Annotated in this window: 15 protein-coding genes and 1 pseudogene; 6 read left to right on the forward strand and 10 right to left on the reverse strand. The window is 65.6% G+C overall.

The features are described from left to right. Nucleotides 1-162: 162 nt before the first annotated feature. Both polA and AB7M16_RS22075 read right to left on the reverse strand, forming a co-directional pair. Complete coding sequence (polA, locus tag AB7M16_RS22070; RefSeq protein WP_453945218.1) at nt 163-3,255, reverse strand: DNA polymerase I; 3,093 nt, start codon at nt 3,253-3,255, stop codon at nt 163-165. Nucleotides 3,256-3,516: 261 nt separating this feature from the next. Next, entirely contained in the window at nt 3,517-4,584 is a 1,068-nt protein-coding gene (locus AB7M16_RS22075; protein ID WP_453945219.1) for an acyltransferase family protein, read from the reverse strand. Nucleotides 4,585-4,777: 193 nt separating this feature from the next. On the opposite strand from AB7M16_RS22075, the gene AB7M16_RS22080 reads away from it, so the two are divergent. The 6 genes from AB7M16_RS22080 to AB7M16_RS22105 all read left to right on the forward strand — a co-directional run bounded on the left by AB7M16_RS22080 (nt 4,778) and on the right by AB7M16_RS22105 (nt 11,665). Continuing rightward, nucleotides 4,778-6,094, forward strand: coding sequence for a UDP-glucose dehydrogenase family protein (locus tag AB7M16_RS22080; protein ID WP_172786688.1), 1,317 nt, complete (start codon nt 4,778-4,780; stop codon nt 6,092-6,094). 129 nt (nt 6,095-6,223) lie between these two features. Next, the gene (hrpB, locus tag AB7M16_RS22085) at nt 6,224-8,698 is read left to right on the forward strand and encodes an ATP-dependent helicase HrpB (RefSeq protein ID WP_453945220.1); all 2,475 of its coding nucleotides are present in this window, start codon (nt 6,224-6,226) and stop codon (nt 8,696-8,698) included. A gap of 127 nt (nt 8,699-8,825) precedes the next feature. Further along, a complete protein-coding gene (locus AB7M16_RS22090) occupies nt 8,826-9,335 on the forward strand; it encodes a TIGR02281 family clan AA aspartic protease (RefSeq protein WP_453945221.1) in 510 nt (169 codons plus the stop codon). Nucleotides 9,336-9,397: 62 nt separating this feature from the next. After that, nucleotides 9,398-9,694: a nucleotidyltransferase family protein gene (locus AB7M16_RS22095; RefSeq protein WP_172786691.1), complete on the forward strand. Its 297-nt coding sequence runs from the start codon at nt 9,398-9,400 to the stop codon at nt 9,692-9,694. Continuing rightward, entirely contained in the window at nt 9,684-10,007 is a 324-nt protein-coding gene (locus tag AB7M16_RS22100) for a HepT-like ribonuclease domain-containing protein (RefSeq protein ID WP_453945222.1), read from the forward strand. The genes AB7M16_RS22095 and AB7M16_RS22100 overlap by 11 nt, the downstream gene beginning before the upstream one ends. Before the next feature lie 158 nt (nt 10,008-10,165). Continuing rightward, the gene (locus AB7M16_RS22105; RefSeq protein WP_453945223.1) at nt 10,166-11,665 is read left to right on the forward strand and encodes a phosphomannomutase/phosphoglucomutase; all 1,500 of its coding nucleotides are present in this window, start codon (nt 10,166-10,168) and stop codon (nt 11,663-11,665) included. 163 nt (nt 11,666-11,828) lie between these two features. Here the strand turns inward: AB7M16_RS22105 and AB7M16_RS22110 are convergent, their stop codons facing one another. The 8 genes and pseudogenes from AB7M16_RS22110 to AB7M16_RS22145 all read right to left on the reverse strand — a co-directional run bounded on the left by AB7M16_RS22110 (nt 11,829) and on the right by AB7M16_RS22145 (nt 18,354). Further along, nucleotides 11,829-12,338, reverse strand: a complete 510-nt coding sequence (locus tag AB7M16_RS22110) for an Lrp/AsnC family transcriptional regulator (protein ID WP_025032510.1) — start codon at nt 12,336-12,338, stop codon at nt 11,829-11,831. A 97-nt stretch (nt 12,339-12,435) separates the two neighbouring features. Continuing rightward, nucleotides 12,436-13,353: a sugar kinase gene (locus tag AB7M16_RS22115; RefSeq protein WP_453945224.1), complete on the reverse strand. Its 918-nt coding sequence runs from the start codon at nt 13,351-13,353 to the stop codon at nt 12,436-12,438. Between the two features lie 13 nt (nt 13,354-13,366). Continuing rightward, on the reverse strand, nt 13,367-14,311 hold the full coding sequence (gene nudC, locus AB7M16_RS22120) for an NAD(+) diphosphatase (protein WP_453945225.1): 945 nt from the start codon (nt 14,309-14,311) through the stop codon (nt 13,367-13,369). 10 nt (nt 14,312-14,321) lie between these two features. Next, a pseudogene (locus AB7M16_RS22125) lies at nt 14,322-14,742 on the reverse strand (HIT domain-containing protein). Nucleotides 14,743-15,021: 279 nt separating this feature from the next. Further along, nucleotides 15,022-16,149 (reverse strand): muconate cycloisomerase family protein, encoded by a 1,128-nt coding sequence (locus tag AB7M16_RS22130; protein ID WP_453945226.1) that lies wholly within the window; start codon nt 16,147-16,149, stop codon nt 15,022-15,024. Continuing rightward, nucleotides 16,146-16,901, reverse strand: coding sequence for an SDR family NAD(P)-dependent oxidoreductase (locus AB7M16_RS22135; protein WP_453945227.1), 756 nt, complete (start codon nt 16,899-16,901; stop codon nt 16,146-16,148). Before AB7M16_RS22135 ends, AB7M16_RS22130 begins: the two co-directional genes overlap by 4 nt. Then, the gene (locus AB7M16_RS22140; protein ID WP_260381836.1) at nt 16,901-17,695 is read right to left on the reverse strand and encodes an amino acid ABC transporter ATP-binding protein; all 795 of its coding nucleotides are present in this window, start codon (nt 17,693-17,695) and stop codon (nt 16,901-16,903) included. Before AB7M16_RS22140 ends, AB7M16_RS22135 begins: the two co-directional genes overlap by 1 nt. After that, nucleotides 17,692-18,354 (reverse strand): amino acid ABC transporter permease, encoded by a 663-nt coding sequence (locus AB7M16_RS22145; protein ID WP_172786700.1) that lies wholly within the window; start codon nt 18,352-18,354, stop codon nt 17,692-17,694. The genes AB7M16_RS22140 and AB7M16_RS22145 overlap by 4 nt, the downstream gene beginning before the upstream one ends. Nucleotide 18,355 lies beyond the last annotated feature (1 nt).

Consider the following 18,355-nt stretch of genomic DNA (forward strand, 5'->3'; position numbering starts at 1 on the left):
GCGCGTTCGGTGCGCCCCCTCGCCCCGTTCTTACGGGGAGAGGGTTGGGGTGAGGGGCTTCTCTCCGCGAATGAGATAGTCGATAGACCTGTACCCCCTCACCCGGATCGCAAGGGCGATCCGACCTCTCCCCGCAGGCGGGGAGAGGTGAAGAGGAGGCCATCAATGCGCCTCGTCCCAATTGTTCGCAGCGCGTGCGTCGACATGCAGCGGCACCGAGAGCAGCACGGCCGGGAACGGCGCGTCCTGCATCACCTTCTGCACGACGGGAAGCGTGGCCTCGACCTCGTCGTCCGGCACCTCGAAGATCAACTCGTCGTGCACCTGGAGCAGCATCTGCGCCGAGAGCTTCTTCTCGGCCAGCGCATCCTCGACGCGCGTCATGGCGCGGCGGATGATGTCGGCGGCAGTGCCCTGAAGCCGCGCGTTGATCGCGGCGCGCTCGTTGAAGGCGCGCACCGAGGCGTTGGACGCCTTGATGTCAGGGTAGTGGCACTTGCGGCCGAACAGCGTGGTAACGTAGCCGTGGTTGCGGCAGAAGTCGCGCGTCTCGTCCATATAGGCGCGGATGCCGGGGAAGCGCTCGAAATATTTCTTGATGTAGGCGGAGGCTTCCTCGCGCGCGATGCCGAGCTGGTTGGCGAGGCCGAACGCGGAGATGCCGTAGATGATGCCGAAATTGATCGCTTTCGCGCGGCGGCGGATCTCGCTCGGCATGCCCTTGATCGGAACGCCGAACATTTCCGATGCGGTCATGGCATGAATGTCGAGACCGTCGCGGAAGGCCTGCTTCAGCACGGGAATGTCGGCGATCTCCGCGAGCAGTCGCAGCTCGATCTGTGAATAGTCGGCGGAGACCAGCTTGTGCCCGGGCGTGGCGATGAAGGCGCGGCGGATCTTGCGGCCGTCCTCGGTGCGCACCGGAATGTTCTGCAGGTTCGGCTCGTTCGATGACAGGCGCCCGGTCGTGGTCGCAGCCAGCGCGTAGGTGGTGTGCACGCGGTGGGTCTGCGGGTTGACGTAGGTCGGCAGCGCGTCGGTGTAGGTCGATTTCAGCTTGGAGACCTGGCGCCACTCCAGAATCTTCTTCGGGAAGTCGTGGCCCTGCTCGGCGAGCTCGTCCAGCACCTGCGCGGTGGTCGACCACGCGCCGGTCTTGGTCTTGGTGCCGCCGGGCAATCCCATCTTGCCGAACAGGATGTCGCCGATCTGCTTGGGGCTGCCGACATTGACCGGCTCGCCCGCGATCTGCTGGATCTCGGCCTCGACGCGCGCTGCGGTCTGGGCGAAGTCGCCGGACAGACGCGACAGCACCTGGCGGTCGATCGAGATGCCGCGCCGCTCCATGCGCGCAAGCACCGATACCAGCGGCCGCTCCAGCGTCTCGTAGACCGCACTCATGTGCTCGGAAACGAGACGCGGCTTCAGCACGCGCCAGACCCGCAAGGCGATGTCGACGCCTTCGGCCGATAGCGGTGCGGCCTTATCGATCGGCACCTGGTCGAAGGTGATCTTGCCCTTGCCACTGCCGAGCAGCTCGCTTTCCTTCAGCATGGCATGACCGAACCACCGCTCCGACAGCTGCTCCAGCGCATGCGAGCCGCGGCCGGCATCGAGCACGTAGGAGATCAGGAGCGCATCGTCGATGTTGCGCAAGGTGATGCCGTGCTGCGCCAGCATCACGGCAGTGAACTTGAGGTCGAAGCCGATCTTGAGGATGCCCGCCGATTCCAGCACCGGCCGCAGCGCTTGCAGCGCGTCGTCATGCTTGACCTGGTCCGGCGCGAGGCCGGCATCGAACAGGCCGGCGCCACCGCCGGATTGCTTGTGCGCCAGCGGCACGTAGCAGGCTTCGTTCGGCGCCAGCGCCAGCGCGATGCCGCAGAGATCGGCCTGCATCGGATCGATCGAGTTCGCTCTCGTCTCGATCGCGACATGGCCGGCATCATGGATGCGCGCGATGAAGGCGTCGAGCTCCCCAGGGGTCTTGATAATCTGGTATTTGCCGCGATCGACCGGAAGCTTGCGCAGCGCCTCTTCGCGTGCGGCGGCGAGCGAGATCGGCGCACCCTTCGGGCTCGCAGCCTTGTCCTCCTTGCCTGCCGACTTGTTCGGCTGGTTCGGCCGGGCCTGCGCCGGGGTTCCCGTGCCTGGCGTGGGCACGACGTCCGAGGGCGGCAGCGTCGTGAACACGCTGGCGCCGCTGGCATAGCCGGGATCGGCATCGACATGGGCGGGATCGATCTGCGCATATTCGGCGACGCGCCGCGTCAGCGTCGTGAATTCCATGGCCTTGAGGAAGGCGATCAGCTTGCGCGCGTCGGGCTCGTGGACGGCGAGGTCGTCCAGCGGCACGTCCAGCTCGACCTTGTCATCGAGCAGCACGAGCTGCCGCGAGATGCGCGCCTTCTCGGCGTTCTCGAGCAGCGCCTCGCGCCGCTTAGGCTGCTTGATCTCGCCGGCCCGGAACAGCAATTGGTCGAGATCGCCATACTCCGTGATCAGCTGCGCCGCAGTCTTGATGCCGATGCCGGGCACGCCGGGCACGTTGTCGGTGGAATCGCCCGCGAGCGCCTGCACCTCGACCACCTTGTTCGGCGGCACACCGAACTTCTCGATCACCTCTGATATGCCAATGCGGCGGTCCTTCATGGTGTCGTACATGGTGACGCAATCGGTAACGAGTTGCATCAGGTCCTTGTCGGAGGACACGATGGTGGCGCTGGCACCGCGCTCGCAGGCCTGTCGCACATAGGTCGCGATGAGATCGTCAGCCTCGAAGCCGGTCTGTTCCAGGCAGGGCAGGTCGAAGGCGCGCACCGCCTCGCGGATCAGCGCGAATTGCGGAATGAGATCGTCGGGGGCGGGCGGGCGGTGCGCCTTGTAGTCCGGATAGATCTTGTTGCGGAAGGTGATCTCCGACTTGTCGAACACGATCGCCAGATGCGTCGGCCGGTTGTCTTCGGGCATCTCGCGGAGCAGCTTCCACAGCATGTTGCAGAAGCCGAGCACGGCGTTGACCTGGAGCCCGTCGGACTTGCGGTTCAGCGGCGGCAACGCGTGATAGGCGCGGAAGATGTAGGAGGAACCGTCGACCAAGAAGACATGGTCGCCCTTGCCGGCCGCCTTCGCCGCGACCGGTTTGGCAGCAGCTGTCGCGGGTATCGTCTTGGCAGCAGCGGGCTTGGTCTCGGCAGCTTTCGGCGCGGCCTTGGTGTCAGCTTTGGCGGTGGTCTTCGGAGATGTCTTGGGCATGGCCGCAATGTATGAATTTTTGCGGGCTTTGACAGCCTTGGAAGGGGGATTTTTGCGCTGGTAGCGCGACTATCCCCCGCTGTCATTCCCCGCGAAAGCGGGGAATCCAGTACGCCGCGGCTTCTCGGTTCAATGACTGGCGTCTCGGCGTACTGGGTCGCCCGGTCCCGTCTCCGCGAGGCTACGCCGGGCCCACAGCGGTGCTCGGCCGGTGAAGCTTTAGCGAAGACGGCAAGCCGGGCGACGACACCGTGGGCGCGGCTACTCCGCCGCCTGCAACACCGCGCCCGTTTTCCTCGGCGCGATCCAGAACGCATCGGGCCGCTCGAACAGGAAGCGCGCATTAAGCCGCAATGCGCCTTGCCAGATCGCCAGCGCACCCAGCACGCCGGCGACGGTGACGAGCAGCGACACCGTGCCGATATCGGCAATGACACCCGTGCGCAGCAGCAGCGTCCGTGTCGACGCCATCGGCAGGAAGAAGGCGAGATAGATCACGATCGAATGCTCGCCGCAGAAGCGGAGGAAATTGAGCCAGTGCGCACGCGCGAGCAGCGTGCCCGCCACGATGATGGCGCAGGCGCCGGCGAAGCCGAGCGCGAGCGAGACGATCGCCCACTCGCTGGCGCCCGATGCGACGAGGCCGGCATTGACCAGCGCCCAGCTGGCGAGCGCTGCAAGCGCCAGCGCCGGATGCTTCCGCGCGCGATTCGACAGGGCGAACACGTAAGGCGCGAGCAAATAGCCCGAATAGAAATAGACGAAGCGTGCGCAGAACTCGTCGATGACGGTCCAGCCGGTCGTGATGCGCGCGGTCTCCAGCGCGGCGGCGATTAGCCAGAGCGCGAGCGGCGGGACCTTGCGTGTCAGTTTCGTGACGACGAAGAAGATCGGCAGCAGATAGATGAACCACAGCGTGCCGAACGGCTCGACGAAGGATTCGAGATACAACAGGCCAACCTGATGCCAGCCGGTTTCGGCCGCGAAGGCCGGCGCCTTGAAGCCGAATTGGATTGTCACCCAGACGACATAAAAATAGGCGAAATGCACCACCTTGCGGTCGAGATAGGATCGCCAGTCCCGATCGATCACCAGAGACAGGAACAAGCCCGAAATCAGGAAGAAATCCGGCATCCGGAACGGCTTTGCGAAGGCCACGACGGCATGCATGAAGCCGATCTGCCCGGCGGCAAGCTCGACCCCCAGCACCGAATGCATCATCACGACCATGACGATGCAGATGCCTTTGGCATAGTCGACCCAGTCGATACGCGCGGCCGAAGGCGCCTTGGAAGGGCTGGCCGCCGCGATTGTGCCTGATCGTGCCATGGTGTCCCTTTTCGAGGCGCGTTCCGCCCGTCCCTGTGTGGGCGTGGGGCAGTTTGGAGCCCAGTGGTTTCCGACTTCTTTACCGGTTCAAATCGCGGGCCGGTTTTTGCATGCGGACTGTTCCATGACCTCGGGAAAATGCTAAACCGCCCCCAATTGGGCTTCCGTTAACCAAGCTGGAACAGGATTTTTCATGCGAATTGCGATGATCGGCACGGGCTATGTGGGATTGGTGTCCGGCGCCTGCTTTGCGGATTTCGGCCACGACGTCACCTGCGTCGACAAGGACGAGAGGAAGATCGCGGCCCTGCATCGCGGCGAGATCCCGATCTACGAGCCTGGCCTCGACGAGCTGGTCGCGAACAACGTCAAAGCCAAGCGGCTCGACTTCACTACCGACCTGAAGAAGCCGGTTGCCGATGCCGACGCCGTGTTCATCGCGGTCGGCACGCCCTCGCGCCGCGGCGACGGTCATGCCGACCTGTCTTACGTCTATGCCGCCGCGAAAGAGATCGCGCAGTCGCTGCAAGGCTTCACCGTGGTGGTGACGAAATCGACCGTGCCGGTCGGCACCGGCGACGAGGTCGAGCGCATCATCCGCGAGGCCAATCCGTCGGCGGACGTGGTGGTCGCCTCCAATCCCGAGTTCCTGCGCGAGGGCGCGGCAATCCGCGATTTCAAATTCCCCGACCGCATCGTGGTCGGCACCTCCGACGAGCGCGGCCGCAAGGTGATGGGCGACATCTACCGCCCGCTGTCGCTGAACCAGGCGCCGCTGATGTTCACCGAGCGCCGCACTGCCGAGATGATCAAATACGCCGCCAACGCGTTCCTGGCGACCAAGATCACCTTCATCAACGAGATCGCCGATCTGTCCGAAAAAGCCGGCGCCAACGTGCAGGAGGTCGCGCGCGGCATCGGCCTCGACAACCGCATCGGCACAAAATTCCTGCATGCCGGTCCCGGTTTCGGCGGCTCGTGCTTCCCGAAGGACACCAAGGCCTTGATCAAGATCGCGCAGGATTACGACGTGAACCTGCGCATCGTCGAATCGGTGCTGGCGGTCAACGAGAACCGCAAGCGCGCGATGGCGCGCAAGGTGAGCCAGGCGCTCGGCGGCAATTTGCGCGGCAAGACCGTCGCCGTGCTCGGCCTCACCTTCAAGCCCGACACCGACGACATGCGCGATGCACCGTCGATTCCGCTGGTGACCGGTCTGATCGACATGGGCGCGAAGGTGAAGGCGTTCGATCCCGTCGGCATGGAGCAGGCCAAGGGCGAATTGCCCGATATCACCTATTGCGAGGACGCCTATGTCTGCGCGCAAGGCGCCGACGCGCTCGTCATCGTCACCGAATGGGTGCAGTTCCGCGCGCTCGATCTCGACCGGCTGAAGGCGACCATGGCGCAGCCGGTCGTCGTCGACCTCCGCAACATCTACCGCCCCGAGGACATGGAAGCCGCCGGCTTCACCTATGAGAGCGTCGGGCGGCCGGCGGTGCAGGGCTGATAGCTGCACATTCTCGTTGAACGAAACCGTCATGGCCGGGCTTGTCCCGGCCATCCACGTCTTGTTCACTCTCGCTTGAAAGAACGTGGATGCCCGGCACAAGGCCGGGCATGACGACCGGATGCTTCCTTGCCCCGCAGCTTCGACACGCCCCTCCCGATCGACGCCGTGCTCGACGATTTGTCGCGCACGCTGGAGGGCAATAACGCCGCCGTGCTGGTGGCGCCGCCGGGCGCCGGCAAGACCACACGCGTGCCGTTGGCCTTGCTCGATGCGCCCTGGGCTAAAGGCAAAAAGATCATCGTGCTGGAGCCGCGCCGCATCGCCGCGCGCGCCAGTGCCGACCGCATGGCCAAATCGCTCGGCGAGCGCGCCGGCGAAACCGTCGGCTATCGTGTCCGCTTCGGCTCGAAGATCTCGCGCGCCACACGCATCGAGGTGGTGACCGAGGGCATCTTCACCCGTCAGATCCTCGACGATCCCGAACTCTCCGGCGTTGCCGCGATCCTGTTCGACGAATTCCATGAACGCTCGCTCGACGCCGACATGGGCCTCGCGCTGGCGCGTGATGCGCAAACCGGCTTGCGCGAAGACCTGCGCATCCTGGTGATGTCGGCAACGCTCGACGGTGCGCGGGTGGCAAGGCTGCTCGGCGATGCCCCCGTCGTCGAAAGCGAGGGCCGCGCGTTTCCGGTCGAGACGCGCTATCTCGGCCGCAAGGCCGACGCGCCGATCGAACGGCAGATGGCGGATGCGATCGCATCCGCACTGCGCGCCGACAGCGGCTCGGTGTTGGCCTTCCTGCCGGGCGCCGCCGAGATCCGCCGTACCCAGAATTTCCTCTCCGAGCGCGTGCAGGACGCCTCCGTCGAGATCGTGCCGCTGTTCGGCGCGCTCGATGCCGCCGTGCAGGACCGTGCCATCGCGCCGGCCCCCAAGGGCACGCGCAAGGTGGTGCTGGCGACCTCGATCGCCGAGACGTCGCTCACCATCGAAGGCGTGCGCATCGTGGTCGACTCCGGTCTCGCCCGCGTTCCGCGCTACGAGCCCGATATCGGCCTGACGCGGCTCGAGACCGTGCGCGCCTCGCGCGCGGCGGTGGACCAGCGCCGCGGCCGCGCCGGCCGCACCGAGGCCGGCGTCTGCTACCGGCTCTGGGACGAGCCGCAGACCGCCTCGCTCGCGCCCTACACCCAGCCGGAAATCCTCAGCGCCGATCTTTCCTCGCTGGTGCTCGATCTCGCGCAATGGGGCGTCAGCGATCCCGCCGCATTGTCGTTCCTCGATCCGCCGCCGCAGCCGGCCTGGAAGGAAGCCAAGAGCCTGCTGACCGAGCTCAACGCGCTCGACGGCGATGGCCGCATCACCGTGGAAGGCAAGAGCCTGCGCGCGCTGGCGCTACCGCCGCGGCTGGCGCGCATGATCGTGGATTCGCATCGCGCCGGCAGCGGCGAGGCCGCCGCCGAAATCGCAGCCGTCATCACCGAGCGCGGCCTTGGCGGCGACAGCGTCGATCTCGAGCACCGCCGCGACCAGTTCCGCCGGGACCGCTCGCCGCGCGCGGCAAGCGCGCGCGATCTGGCCCGCCGCTGGGCCTCGCAGGTCGCGGCTGCGGAGAAGGTGGCGCAGCAGGAGGATCTCTCGAGCGGCCTGATGCTCGCTTACGCGTTTCCGGACCGCGTCGCGCGCAATCGCGGCAATGGCAGCTTCGTGCTGGCCAACGGGCGCGGCGCGTCCGTCGAGCAGACCTCCTCGCTCGCCCGCGCGCCCTACATCGCCATCGGCGAGATGACGGGGACGGCCGCGAGTGGACGCATCCTGCTCGCCGCGCAAATCACCGAGGACGAGATCGAGCGGCATTTCGCCGAGCATATCGAGACCACCGACGAAGTCTCGTTCGATCGTGGCGCGATGGCGCTGCGGGCGCGGCGCAGGCGCGTGCTGCACGCGATCACGCTGTCCGAAGCGACGCTTGCCGTGTCGCCCTCGGAGGACACCGCACGCATCTTTGCAGATGGCCTGATCACCGCGGGCCTCGACCGGCTGCCCTGGTCGAAGGCCGCCAAGCAATGGCGTGATCGCGTGATGTTCCTGCGCAAGGCCGAGGGCGACAGCTGGCCCGATCTCTCGGACGACGGCCTGATCGCACGGCGCGACGACTGGCTGGTGCCGGCGCTCTACGACAAGATCGCATTGAAGGACATCTCCGCGGGCGATCTCTCCGATGCCCTGATGGCGCTATTGCCGTGGCAGATGCGCGCGCGGCTCGACCGCGAGGCGCCGACCCATTTCGAGGCGCCGACCGGAAGCGTGCTTGCGATCGACTACGAGGCCGAGCAGGGGCCGACCATCGCGGTCCGGCTGCAGGAATTGTTCGGCCTCAACACCCATCCCTCAATCGCCGCCGGCAAGGTGCCGCTGGTTCTGGAATTGCTGTCCCCGGCCCAGCGCCCGGTGCAGGTGACGCGCGATCTGCCCGGCTTCTGGCGCGGCAGCTACGCCGCCGTCCGCTCCGACCTCCGCGGCCGCTATCCGCGTCACCCCTGGCCCGACGATCCCGCGAGCGCCGTGCCGACCAGGCGGGCGAAGCCGCGCGGGACGTGAGAACTCGCAACCGGCATTAACCCTCCGCTCATCCTTTTCGTCAAAATGACAGGAGCCCCGGCGTGCCTTCGCTCGCGGTCGGCCTTGTCGCGTGATGAAATCGAGCTTTCGGCTCGGAAGTGGTGTGATGCGTAACATTATGATCATCGCGGCCGTCATGATCGGCCTCGGCACCTTCATGGCGCAGATGGCGGACAAGATGAGCTCGGCTTCCGCCACGTCAGTGCCGCGCACGACGGTCGCAGTCGCGGCCACCGCGCCGGCCGGCCGCAGCCTGGCCATCTCCCGGGATGGCCGCGGTCATTTCCAGACCGAGGGCCGGATCGACGGCCAGCGCATCGGCTTCATGATCGATACCGGCGCGTCCGTCGTTGCGCTCAACGAGACCTCAGCCGCCCGCTTTGGTCTCCGTCCCTCGCGCGGCGACTACAACGCCACCGTCTCCACCGCCAACGGCACCATCAAGGCCGCGCGCACCCGCATTGCCATGCTCGATGTCGGCGGCCTCATCGTGCGCGACGTCGATGCCATGGTGCTGCCGGACGAAGCGCTGTCGGAGAACCTGCTCGGCCTCTCCTTCCTGTCCCGCCTGAAGCGTTTCGAATACGCGAACGGGCAGATGGTGCTGGAGCAGTAGGTCTGCTCCAATTGGCCTTGTGGGGCCTCCCTTAAGGCCGGACGGGGTGCTATATTCCGTCCATGAACAGCCCCGACGCGATTGCCATCCTGCGACGGTCCGAGCGCGCCCTGCGCGAACGGGGCGTTTTGCATGCCGCATTGTTCGGTTCGGTCGCAAGGGGCGAAAATCACTCCGGCAGCGACGTCGATATCATGGTCGAGATCGATCCGGAGGCGCGGATCACGGTCTTCGACTACGTCGAGCTCAAGGAATACCTTTCCAACCTTTTTGACGGGCCGGTTGATGTCGTCAATCGCGACGGTCTGAAATCATACGTCGCACCTGCGGCGACGGCCGACGCCATCTATGCCTTCTGATCGCATCGACGGGACGCTGCGGGACATCCTGCATCACATCGATTTGGCGACTGAGTTCGCCGGAGGTCTCGACCGCGAAGCATTCGCGGCGGACTTGCGGGCGGTCTATGCCGTTACGCGCTGTCTGGAGATAATTTCAGAGGCGTCTCGCCGTTTGCCAGAGGAGCTGAAGGCCAGGCATCCAGCGATCGCATGGAGGCAGATGGCGGCCGCAGGCAATGTCTATCGCGACAATTATGAGGACGTTGCAGCCAATCTTGTGTGGGAGACCGTTCAACAGGCCCTCCCCGAAGATGAGATGGCACGCCCATAGCCGATCTGACCGGACATGGAAGTCTCTGCCGGCGCACTATTTCGCGTTACCAAACTGCCGCAATTATCGGCCATAAGCCTTCATTCCCGCCTTTCGCTGCGGTCCGGCATTCGCTAAGCCTGCAGCAAATCCCGCCCCCTTTCCACGAGATCGACTCAATGTTCCCGAAGCCGAAATCCGTATTGTTGCCCAACACCTACGCCTTCGAATCCGAGCCGATGGTGAAGCCGACGGGCTTTCGCGAATACGACGCGCGCTGGTTGTTCCAGAAGGAAATCAACCTGATGGGTGTGCAGGCGCTCGGCATGGGGCTGGGCGCGCTGATCGCCGAGCTCGGCGTCAAGCAGGAAATCGTCACCGGCCACGATTTCCGCGGCTATTCCGCCTCGATCAAATACGCGCTGATCTCCGGCCTGATGGCGGCGGGATGCAAGGTCCACGACATCGGCCTTGCGGTGACGCCGATGGCCTATTTCGCGCAGTTCGACCTCGACGTGCCCTGCGTCGCCATGGTCACGGCCTCGCACAACGACAATGGCTGGACCGGCGTGAAGATGGGCGCCAACCGCCCGCTGACCTTCGGCCCCGACGAGATGACACGGCTGAAGGAGATCGTGCTCAATGCCGAGTTCAAGAACAAGGCGGGCGGCTCCTACCAGTTCCACGAGAATTATCCGGCGCGCTACATCGCCGATCTCACCTCCCGTCCGAAGCTGACGCGCAAGCTCAAGGTGGTCGCGGCCTGCGGCAACGGCACCGCCGGCGCGTTCGCGCCGCAGGTGCTGGAGGCGATCGGCTGCGAGGTGATCCCGCTCGACACCGAGCTCGACCACACCTTCCCGAAATACAATCCGAACCCGGAAGACATGGAGATGCTGCACGCGATCCGCGATGCGGTGCTGCATCACAAGGCCGATGTCGGCCTTGGCTTCGACGGCGACGGCGACCGCTGCGGCGTCGTCGACAACACCGGCGAGGAGATCTTCGCCGACAAGGTCGGCGTGATGCTGGCGCGCGACATATCGGCGATCCACAAGGATGCGCAGTTCGTCGTCGACGTGAAGTCCACCGGCCTGTTCGTCACCGATCCCGTGCTGCAGAAGCAGGGCGCCAGGGTCGCCTATTGGAAGACCGGCCATTCCTACATGAAGCGCCGCACCAACGAGATGGGCGCGCTGGCGGGCTTCGAGAAGTCGGGCCACTTCTTCTTCAACAAGCCGTTCGGCCGCGGCTATGACGACGGCCTGGTCTCGGCGATCGCGATCTGCGACATGCTCGATCGCGCGCCCGGCAAGTCGATGGCCGATTTGAAGAATGCGCTGCCGAAGACCTGGTCGTCGCCGACCATGTCGCCGCACTGCGCCGACGAGGTCAAATACGGCGTCATCGACAAGGTGGTGAAGCACTTCGAAGGTTTGCAAGCGAAGGGCGCCAAGATCGGCGATCAGGCGATCCGCGATCTCGTCACGGTCAACGGCGTGCGCGTCACGGTCGAGGACGGCAGCTGGGGCCTGGTGCGCGCCTCTTCCAACAAGCCCGAGCTCGTCGTCGTGGTCGAGAGCCCGGTCTCCGAGCAGCGCATGCACGACATGTTCGAGATGGTGAACAGCGTGCTGCGCACGCATCCCGAGGTCGGCGAGTACAATCAGAAGATTTGAGGTGAGGCGTCAGGGAAACACAGCCCGCGCCGCAATCTCGCTGTCATGCCCCGGCTTGACCGGGGCATCCAGTACGCCGCGGCCTCTCGGTTCGATCACAGCCGCCTCGGAGTACTGGATCGCCCGGTCAAGCCGGGCGATGACAGTTTTCGTGTAGTGAATCCTAAGCCGCCACCACCGCCGGGATCGGCAGCGCGGTGACCGACTTGATCTTCTCCATCGCGAAGCGCGAGGTGACGTTCTTCAGCGGCACGGCGCTGATCAGCTTCTTGTAGAACACGTCATAGGCCTGCATGTCCGCGACCACGACGCGCAGCATGTAATCGACGTCGCCGGCCATGCGATAGAACTCCATCACCTCCGGCATGGCGCTGACTGCTTCGGCGAACCGCTTCAGCCAGGCATCCGAATGGTCGGAGCTCTCGACCGACACGAACACGGAGATGCCGAGCCCGATCTTGTTCTGGTCGACGAGGGCGACGCGCTTGATGATCACACCGTCGGCCTCCAGGCGCTGGATGCGCTTCCAGCAGGGGGTCGAGGACAGGCCGACCCGGTCGCCGATCTCGGCGACGGAGAGGGAGGCGTCTTCCTGGAGAACCATCAGGATCTTGCGGTCGATGGCGTCGAGGCGGCGGCTGGTCTCAGGGATCTGGACGGCGACATCAGTCATTTGAAGAACTTTGTTCCATTTCAGGGGCAGATTTCCCTGATATAGAGAAAATCTTTCCACGGCAAGCCTATAATCTCGACGTTACAGTGGAATGGCTCTACCGGCGATTGCGCAAAAGCTCTTCAACTTCAACGCGTTGCGGGGCAGCCGGGCCGCCGCCATGGCGGGTGCATTTCAGCGCCGCAGCGGCCGCCGCGAATCGCAGCGCTTCCCGCACCCCCTTACCCTCGGCGAGGCCCAGCGCGAACGCGCCATGGAAGACGTCGCCCGCGCCCAGCGTATCGACCGCCTGGACGGGAAAGGCCGGTGTTTCCTCCAGCGCGCCCGCCTGGTTCAGCCAGATCGTGCCGCGCGGGCCCCTTGTGGCCGCCAGGAAGGCGGGCGTCAGCTCCGCCAGGCGCCTCAAGGCCGCGCCGTCGTCGGTGATGCCAGCCGTCTCCTGCAGCTCGGCGCTGGCGAACAGCAGATGCGAGGAGGCTGTGAGCAGACCGTCCTGCAACGCCATCGCGCGGTCGACGCCGACGATGACGGGAATGCCGCGCCGGCGTGACTCGGCGCAAAGCGAGGTTGCGAACGCCGCGCAGCGGCTTTCGACGAGCACCGCCTGACAATCAGCGAGCAACGCGTCGGCCTCGGGCAGCTTCACCGTCCACAAGGCGGGATCGCGATAGATCGTGAGCGTCCGCTCTCCCGAGGGCTCGATCAAGATTGCCGAGACCGGCGTGCCCAGGCCCGGCATGCGCACGATGTGCGTGCCATCGATGCCCTCCTGCGCCATCTGCGCGAGAATGAAGCCGCTGGACGTCTCCCGCGCATCGCCCATCGGCCCCGCGAAGGCGACGCGGCCGCCGAGCCGCGCAATGGCGATCGCGGCATTGAGCGCGTTGCCGCCGCAGATCTCGGCGAGATGGCTGGCGTTCGCCTTGCTGCCGCGTTCGGGCAGGGCCTCGACGCGCAGGATGAGGTCGCGCACCGGCATGCCGATGCAGAGGATGCGCGGCGCGATCCCGGCCATCGTCGGCCTCGGCTCAGGCGCCGTTCTTGTCGTGCACCCAGCGGCCGAGCAGATGATGGGCGATGGCGAAGGGATGCGGTCCGGCGAGCCCGTCGGGATGCGTCCGCGTCAGCATCTTGGCGGCCTCCTCGCGCGTGAACCAGCGCGCATCCTCGAGCTCGGCGTGATCGACCACCACGTCCTCGTTGAGCGCCCGCGCGCTGCAGCCGATCATCAGCGACGATGGATAGGGCCACGGCTGGGCCATGTAATATTGCACGTCCGTGCAGCGAATGCCCGACTCTTCCAGGATCTCGCGGCGCACCGCGTCCTCGATGGTCTCGGCGGCCTCGACGAAGCCGGCGAGGCACGAATACATGCCTGCCGGAAACTGCTTCTGGCGGCCGAGCAGGCACTTGTCGCCGGACGCCACCAGCATGATCACGACCGGATCGGTGCGCGGAAAATGCTCGGCCTTGCAAGCCGGGCAGTCGCGCTTCCAGCCGCCTTCCTTCATGCTGGTGCGAGCGCCGCAATTGGCGCAATAGCCGTGGCGCTGATGCCAGCCCACCATCGACTTCGCCATCGCCACGGCCGAGAGCTCCTCGGGCGGGATCGCGCCCTGCATCGCCATGCCGCGCAGCTCGGTGACGGTGTAGTCACCGCCGCCGACCAGCTTCTCCGCGGCCGCCTGCGACAGGCCCATGCCGAACACGGCCGCACCCTCGCGAAGTCCGAGGAACACCGTGCCGGGATTGGCACCGCATTTCAGCGCTTCGTCGATTCCGAGCAGCGCACGCACCTTGTCGCCCTCGCGCTTCACCAGCAGCGAGTCGCGATAGACCACATAGGCGCGCGAGGACGGCTTCTGCTCCAGCGCGAACAGTTTTTCGTCGTCGCGGCGCAGATGCGCGGCGCGGTCGAGGACGTTGGTGACGAAGGCCGGCTGCCCCAGCGGAAATGCGTCGAATGCTGACATTATTGCTCTTTCAACCCAGCCAGATCTTGCGGCGAAGCGCGCTGATGAAATTCTGAACCTCCGCGGCGTCATGCGCCAATGGCGGCATCACGCCCCACACCGGCCGCGGCCAGGCCGCGTCACTGGTCCGGCGCGCGATGATGTGGACGTGCAGCTGCGGCACGAGGTTGCCGAGCGCGGCGATGTTGAGCTTGTCGCATTTGGTGATCTCCTTCAGCGCGCGCGAGACGCGGGAGATCTCCGTCATCAGCTGCGCCTGCTGCACCTCGTCGAGATCGATGATCTCGATCGCATCCACCCGGCCGCGGCACCAGCAGCAGCCAGGGATAATGCGCGTCCTTGATGACCAGCACCTTCGACAGCGGCAGATCGCCGATATCGATGGTGTCCTCTTTCAGGCGGGAGTGCAGCGACCAGGCGGGTTCGGGCATATGCGTTTCCGGATGGCCCGATGGGAAACGGGCTTGTTGGGTGCGACCATACGATAGGGATTCCCGGAGGGGAAGGATGGCGCCCCGCTGTCACCGCATACGCGCTCGTCGTCCCGGACAAGCGAAGCGCAGATCCGGGACCCACAGCCACAGGGAGTAGTTGTTGCGCCGAGGCGGCAACTCCGAATCTTCGCCAAACTCGATCCTGTGATTATGGGTCCCGGGCTCGCTTCGCGCCCCGGGACGACAATCGAGTTTGTGGCAGCGCTGGCGCCTATCTCACGCCTCCGCCAGCACCCTTGCATTGGCGCGGACCGATGTTTCGCTGACGCGGATGCCGAGGCCCGGGCCGTCGGGCACCACGACATGGCCGGCGCGGTTCGCAACGCGCTCTTCGAGCACGTCCTCGGTCAGCACGTGATGCGGCATGTAGAATTCGCAGCCGAGCGAGATGCCCGGCGTGGCCGCGATCAGCTGCGTGCCGGCGGCAAGGCCGATGCCGCCCTCCCACAGCGTGCCGCCATAGCCGGGCAGGCCGGCGATGTCGGCGATCGCCATGATCGCCTGGGCCTCGAACAGGCCGCCGGCCTTCATCAGCTTGATCGAGACGGCATCGGCCGCTTCGCGCCGCACCACCTCCATCATGTCGCGGCGGTCGAAGCAGCTTTCGTCGGCCAGCACGGGCGTTTCCAATGCCGCGGTGAGCTGCGCCATCACGTCGAGATATTTGCGCGGCACCGGCTGCTCGATGAAGGTCGGCGCGAATTCCTCGACGTCGCGCAGGATCTTGATGGCGCCGAACGGCGCCAGCGCCTGGTTGTAGTCGACGCGCAGGTCGACCTTGTCGCCGAATTCCTTGCGGATCGCTTCGAGATGATCGAGGTCCTCGCGATGCGGCTTCACGCCGGCCTTGACCTTGTAGATGACATTGCCGTCCGGAACCATTTTCCGCATGCGCTCGAGATCGGCCGCGAAATCCGGATCGGCGATCGAGAAGGAGAGGGGGATGGTGTCGCGCACGCGGCCGCCGAGCAGGTCGGCAACCGAGAGCCCAGACGACTTGCCGACGATGTCCAGCAGCGCCATCTCGATGCCGACTTTGGCTTCGGCGTGACCGACCAGCGCACGGTCGAGCTCGGCCATCAGCGCGCGTATGCGCCGAACGGATTTGCCGAGCACGATCGGACGCAAATAGATATCGAGCGCGGCGAACGCGGCTTCCGGCGTTCCCGTGAACACTTCCCACGGTGCCGCCTCGCCCCAGCCGATCACGCCGTCGCTCGACGTCAGCTCGATCAGCACGCGCTTCACGGTGCCCTTGACGTTGCCGACGCCCTGCAGGCGCGCCATCTTGATCGGGCTTTCGATCAGGAACAGCCTGATGCGCTCGATGGTTGCTTCGGTCATGTCAGGCCTCCATTGACGTGCCAGACCTGGCCGGTGACGTAGGACGCCTTCGGTGATGCCAGGAAGGCGATGATCTCGGCGACTTCCTCCGGCCGCCCGCGGCGGCGCATCGGGATCAGCGCTTCGGTTGCGGCGATCTGTTCGGGCGACAGCCGACTCTCGCTCGGTCTGTCCTTGACGATGAGGCCGGGTGATACCGCATTGACGGTGATGCCGTCCTTCGCGAGCTCGATCGCGGCCAGCCGCACCAGCGCCTCCAGCGCGGAACGGCTCGCGGCGGTCGCAGCAAAGGGCGCGAATTCGGGTCGGATCGCGTGCGCGACGAAGGACGACATCGCGACGATGCGCGCATCACGTCCGGCGCGCAGCAGCGGCAGCGCGGCATCGACCAGCCGCGTGAACGCCAGCGCCGATTCGTCCATCGCCTTGCGGAATTCATCCGCCGGCGTGCCAATGGCGCTGCCGCGGCGGGCGTGGCCGCCGACGAGAACCAGTCCATCGAGCCGGCCGAAGGCGGCATTCGCGGCGGTGACGGCAGCAGTAATGGCGGCTTTCTCGGCAAGATCGCCGAGACACTTTGCGACGATAGCACCTTTCGCTTCGGCCTCAGCCGCGCTCGCGTCGAGGCCTTCTGTGTTCGCGCGCGTGTGGAGCAGCAGCGCAGTGCCCGGCGCCGCAAGGAGCTTTGCGGTGGCGCGGCCGATGCCGCTGGCGGCACCAGTGACGAGATAGACGCGATTGATGCCGGACATCACGATATCGCATTTGCCGGCGGCAGCGCGCCGGTGCGGTGGAAATGGCTGAGGAAGGCGCGCGTCGCAGCCTCCCGCGGGCTGTCGATCACCTGCCGCGCCGAACCCTCCTCGACCACGATTCCGTCGCGCATGAACACGACACGCTCGGCCACCTCGCGGGCGAACGCGATCTCGTGCGTCACGATCACCATGGTCATGCCCTCCGACGCGAGTTGCTGGATCACGTTCAGCACCTCACCGACCAATTCGGGATCGAGCGCGGAGGTGGCCTCGTCGAACAGCATGACATCGGGCTCCATCGCGAGCGCCCGCGCGATCGCGACGCGCTGCTTCTGGCCGCCGGAGAGCGTCGCCGGATATTGGTCCGCTTTCTCCGCAAGTCCCACCTTGGCGAGCTGCGCACGCGCGAGCGTTTCGGCCTCCGCCTTGGCCATGCGCCGCACCGTGACAGGCCCCTCCATCACGTTCTGCAGCGTCGTCATGTGCGGGAACAGGTTGAAGTGCTGAAACACCATGCCGGTGGTGGCGCGGAATCTCGCCAGCGTTTTGACATCGGGCAATTTGGCGCCGTCTCCGAACGCAAAGCGGGTGTCGCCGACGCGGACGCTGCCGCCGTCGGGCACGACCAGGAGATTGATGCAGCGGAGCAGCGTTGATTTACCCGAGCCTGATGGCCCGATCAGCGCGACGACACCGCCCTTGGTGACGTCGAGATTGATGTTCTTGAGGACCTCGTTGCTGCCAAAACTCTTGCGAAGGCTGCGGATCTCGATTTTCGGCGTCTCGCTCATTCGCTCACCGCCAGTTGCTTCTCGCCGCGGCGGACGAGGATGGTGAGCGGAATCAGGATTGCCGCATAGGCGAGCGCGACCGCGGTGTAGGTCTCCAGCGGCCGGTAGCTGTCATGGGCGGCGACCTGACTCTGATAGACCAGATCAGGCACGGCCAGCACCGAGACCAGTGAGGTGTTCTTGAACTGGATGATCGACTGGTTCATCAGCGCCGGAATCATGCGCTTGATCGCCTGCGGCAGCACGATGCGGCGCATGCTCTGGCTCGGCGTCATGCCGAGCGCCGCGCCGGCTTCGGACTGACCCTTGTCGATCGAGACGATGCCGCCGCGGATGATCTCCGAATAGAACGAGCCGCCATAGAGCGAGAGCGCCAGCGCGGAAGCCGTGATCGGGGTCATCTCGACACCGGCGAGGATCGGCAGCGCGTAATAGAACCAGATCAGCTGCACCAGGATCGGCGTGCAGCGGAACGCCTCGATGAAGGCGAGCGCGGTCAGCCGCAATGCCTTGATCCGCGACAGGCTGCCGAACGCCCCGAGCAGGCCGAACAGCAGTCCGCACACGACGATGACGATCGTGAAGCCGACCGTGACGCCGAGCCCGTTGAGAAAGAGCCAGCGATAGCTCCAGAGGATTCCGAAGTCCCACTGATACATG

The organism is Bradyrhizobium sp. USDA 372 (assembly GCF_053629095.1).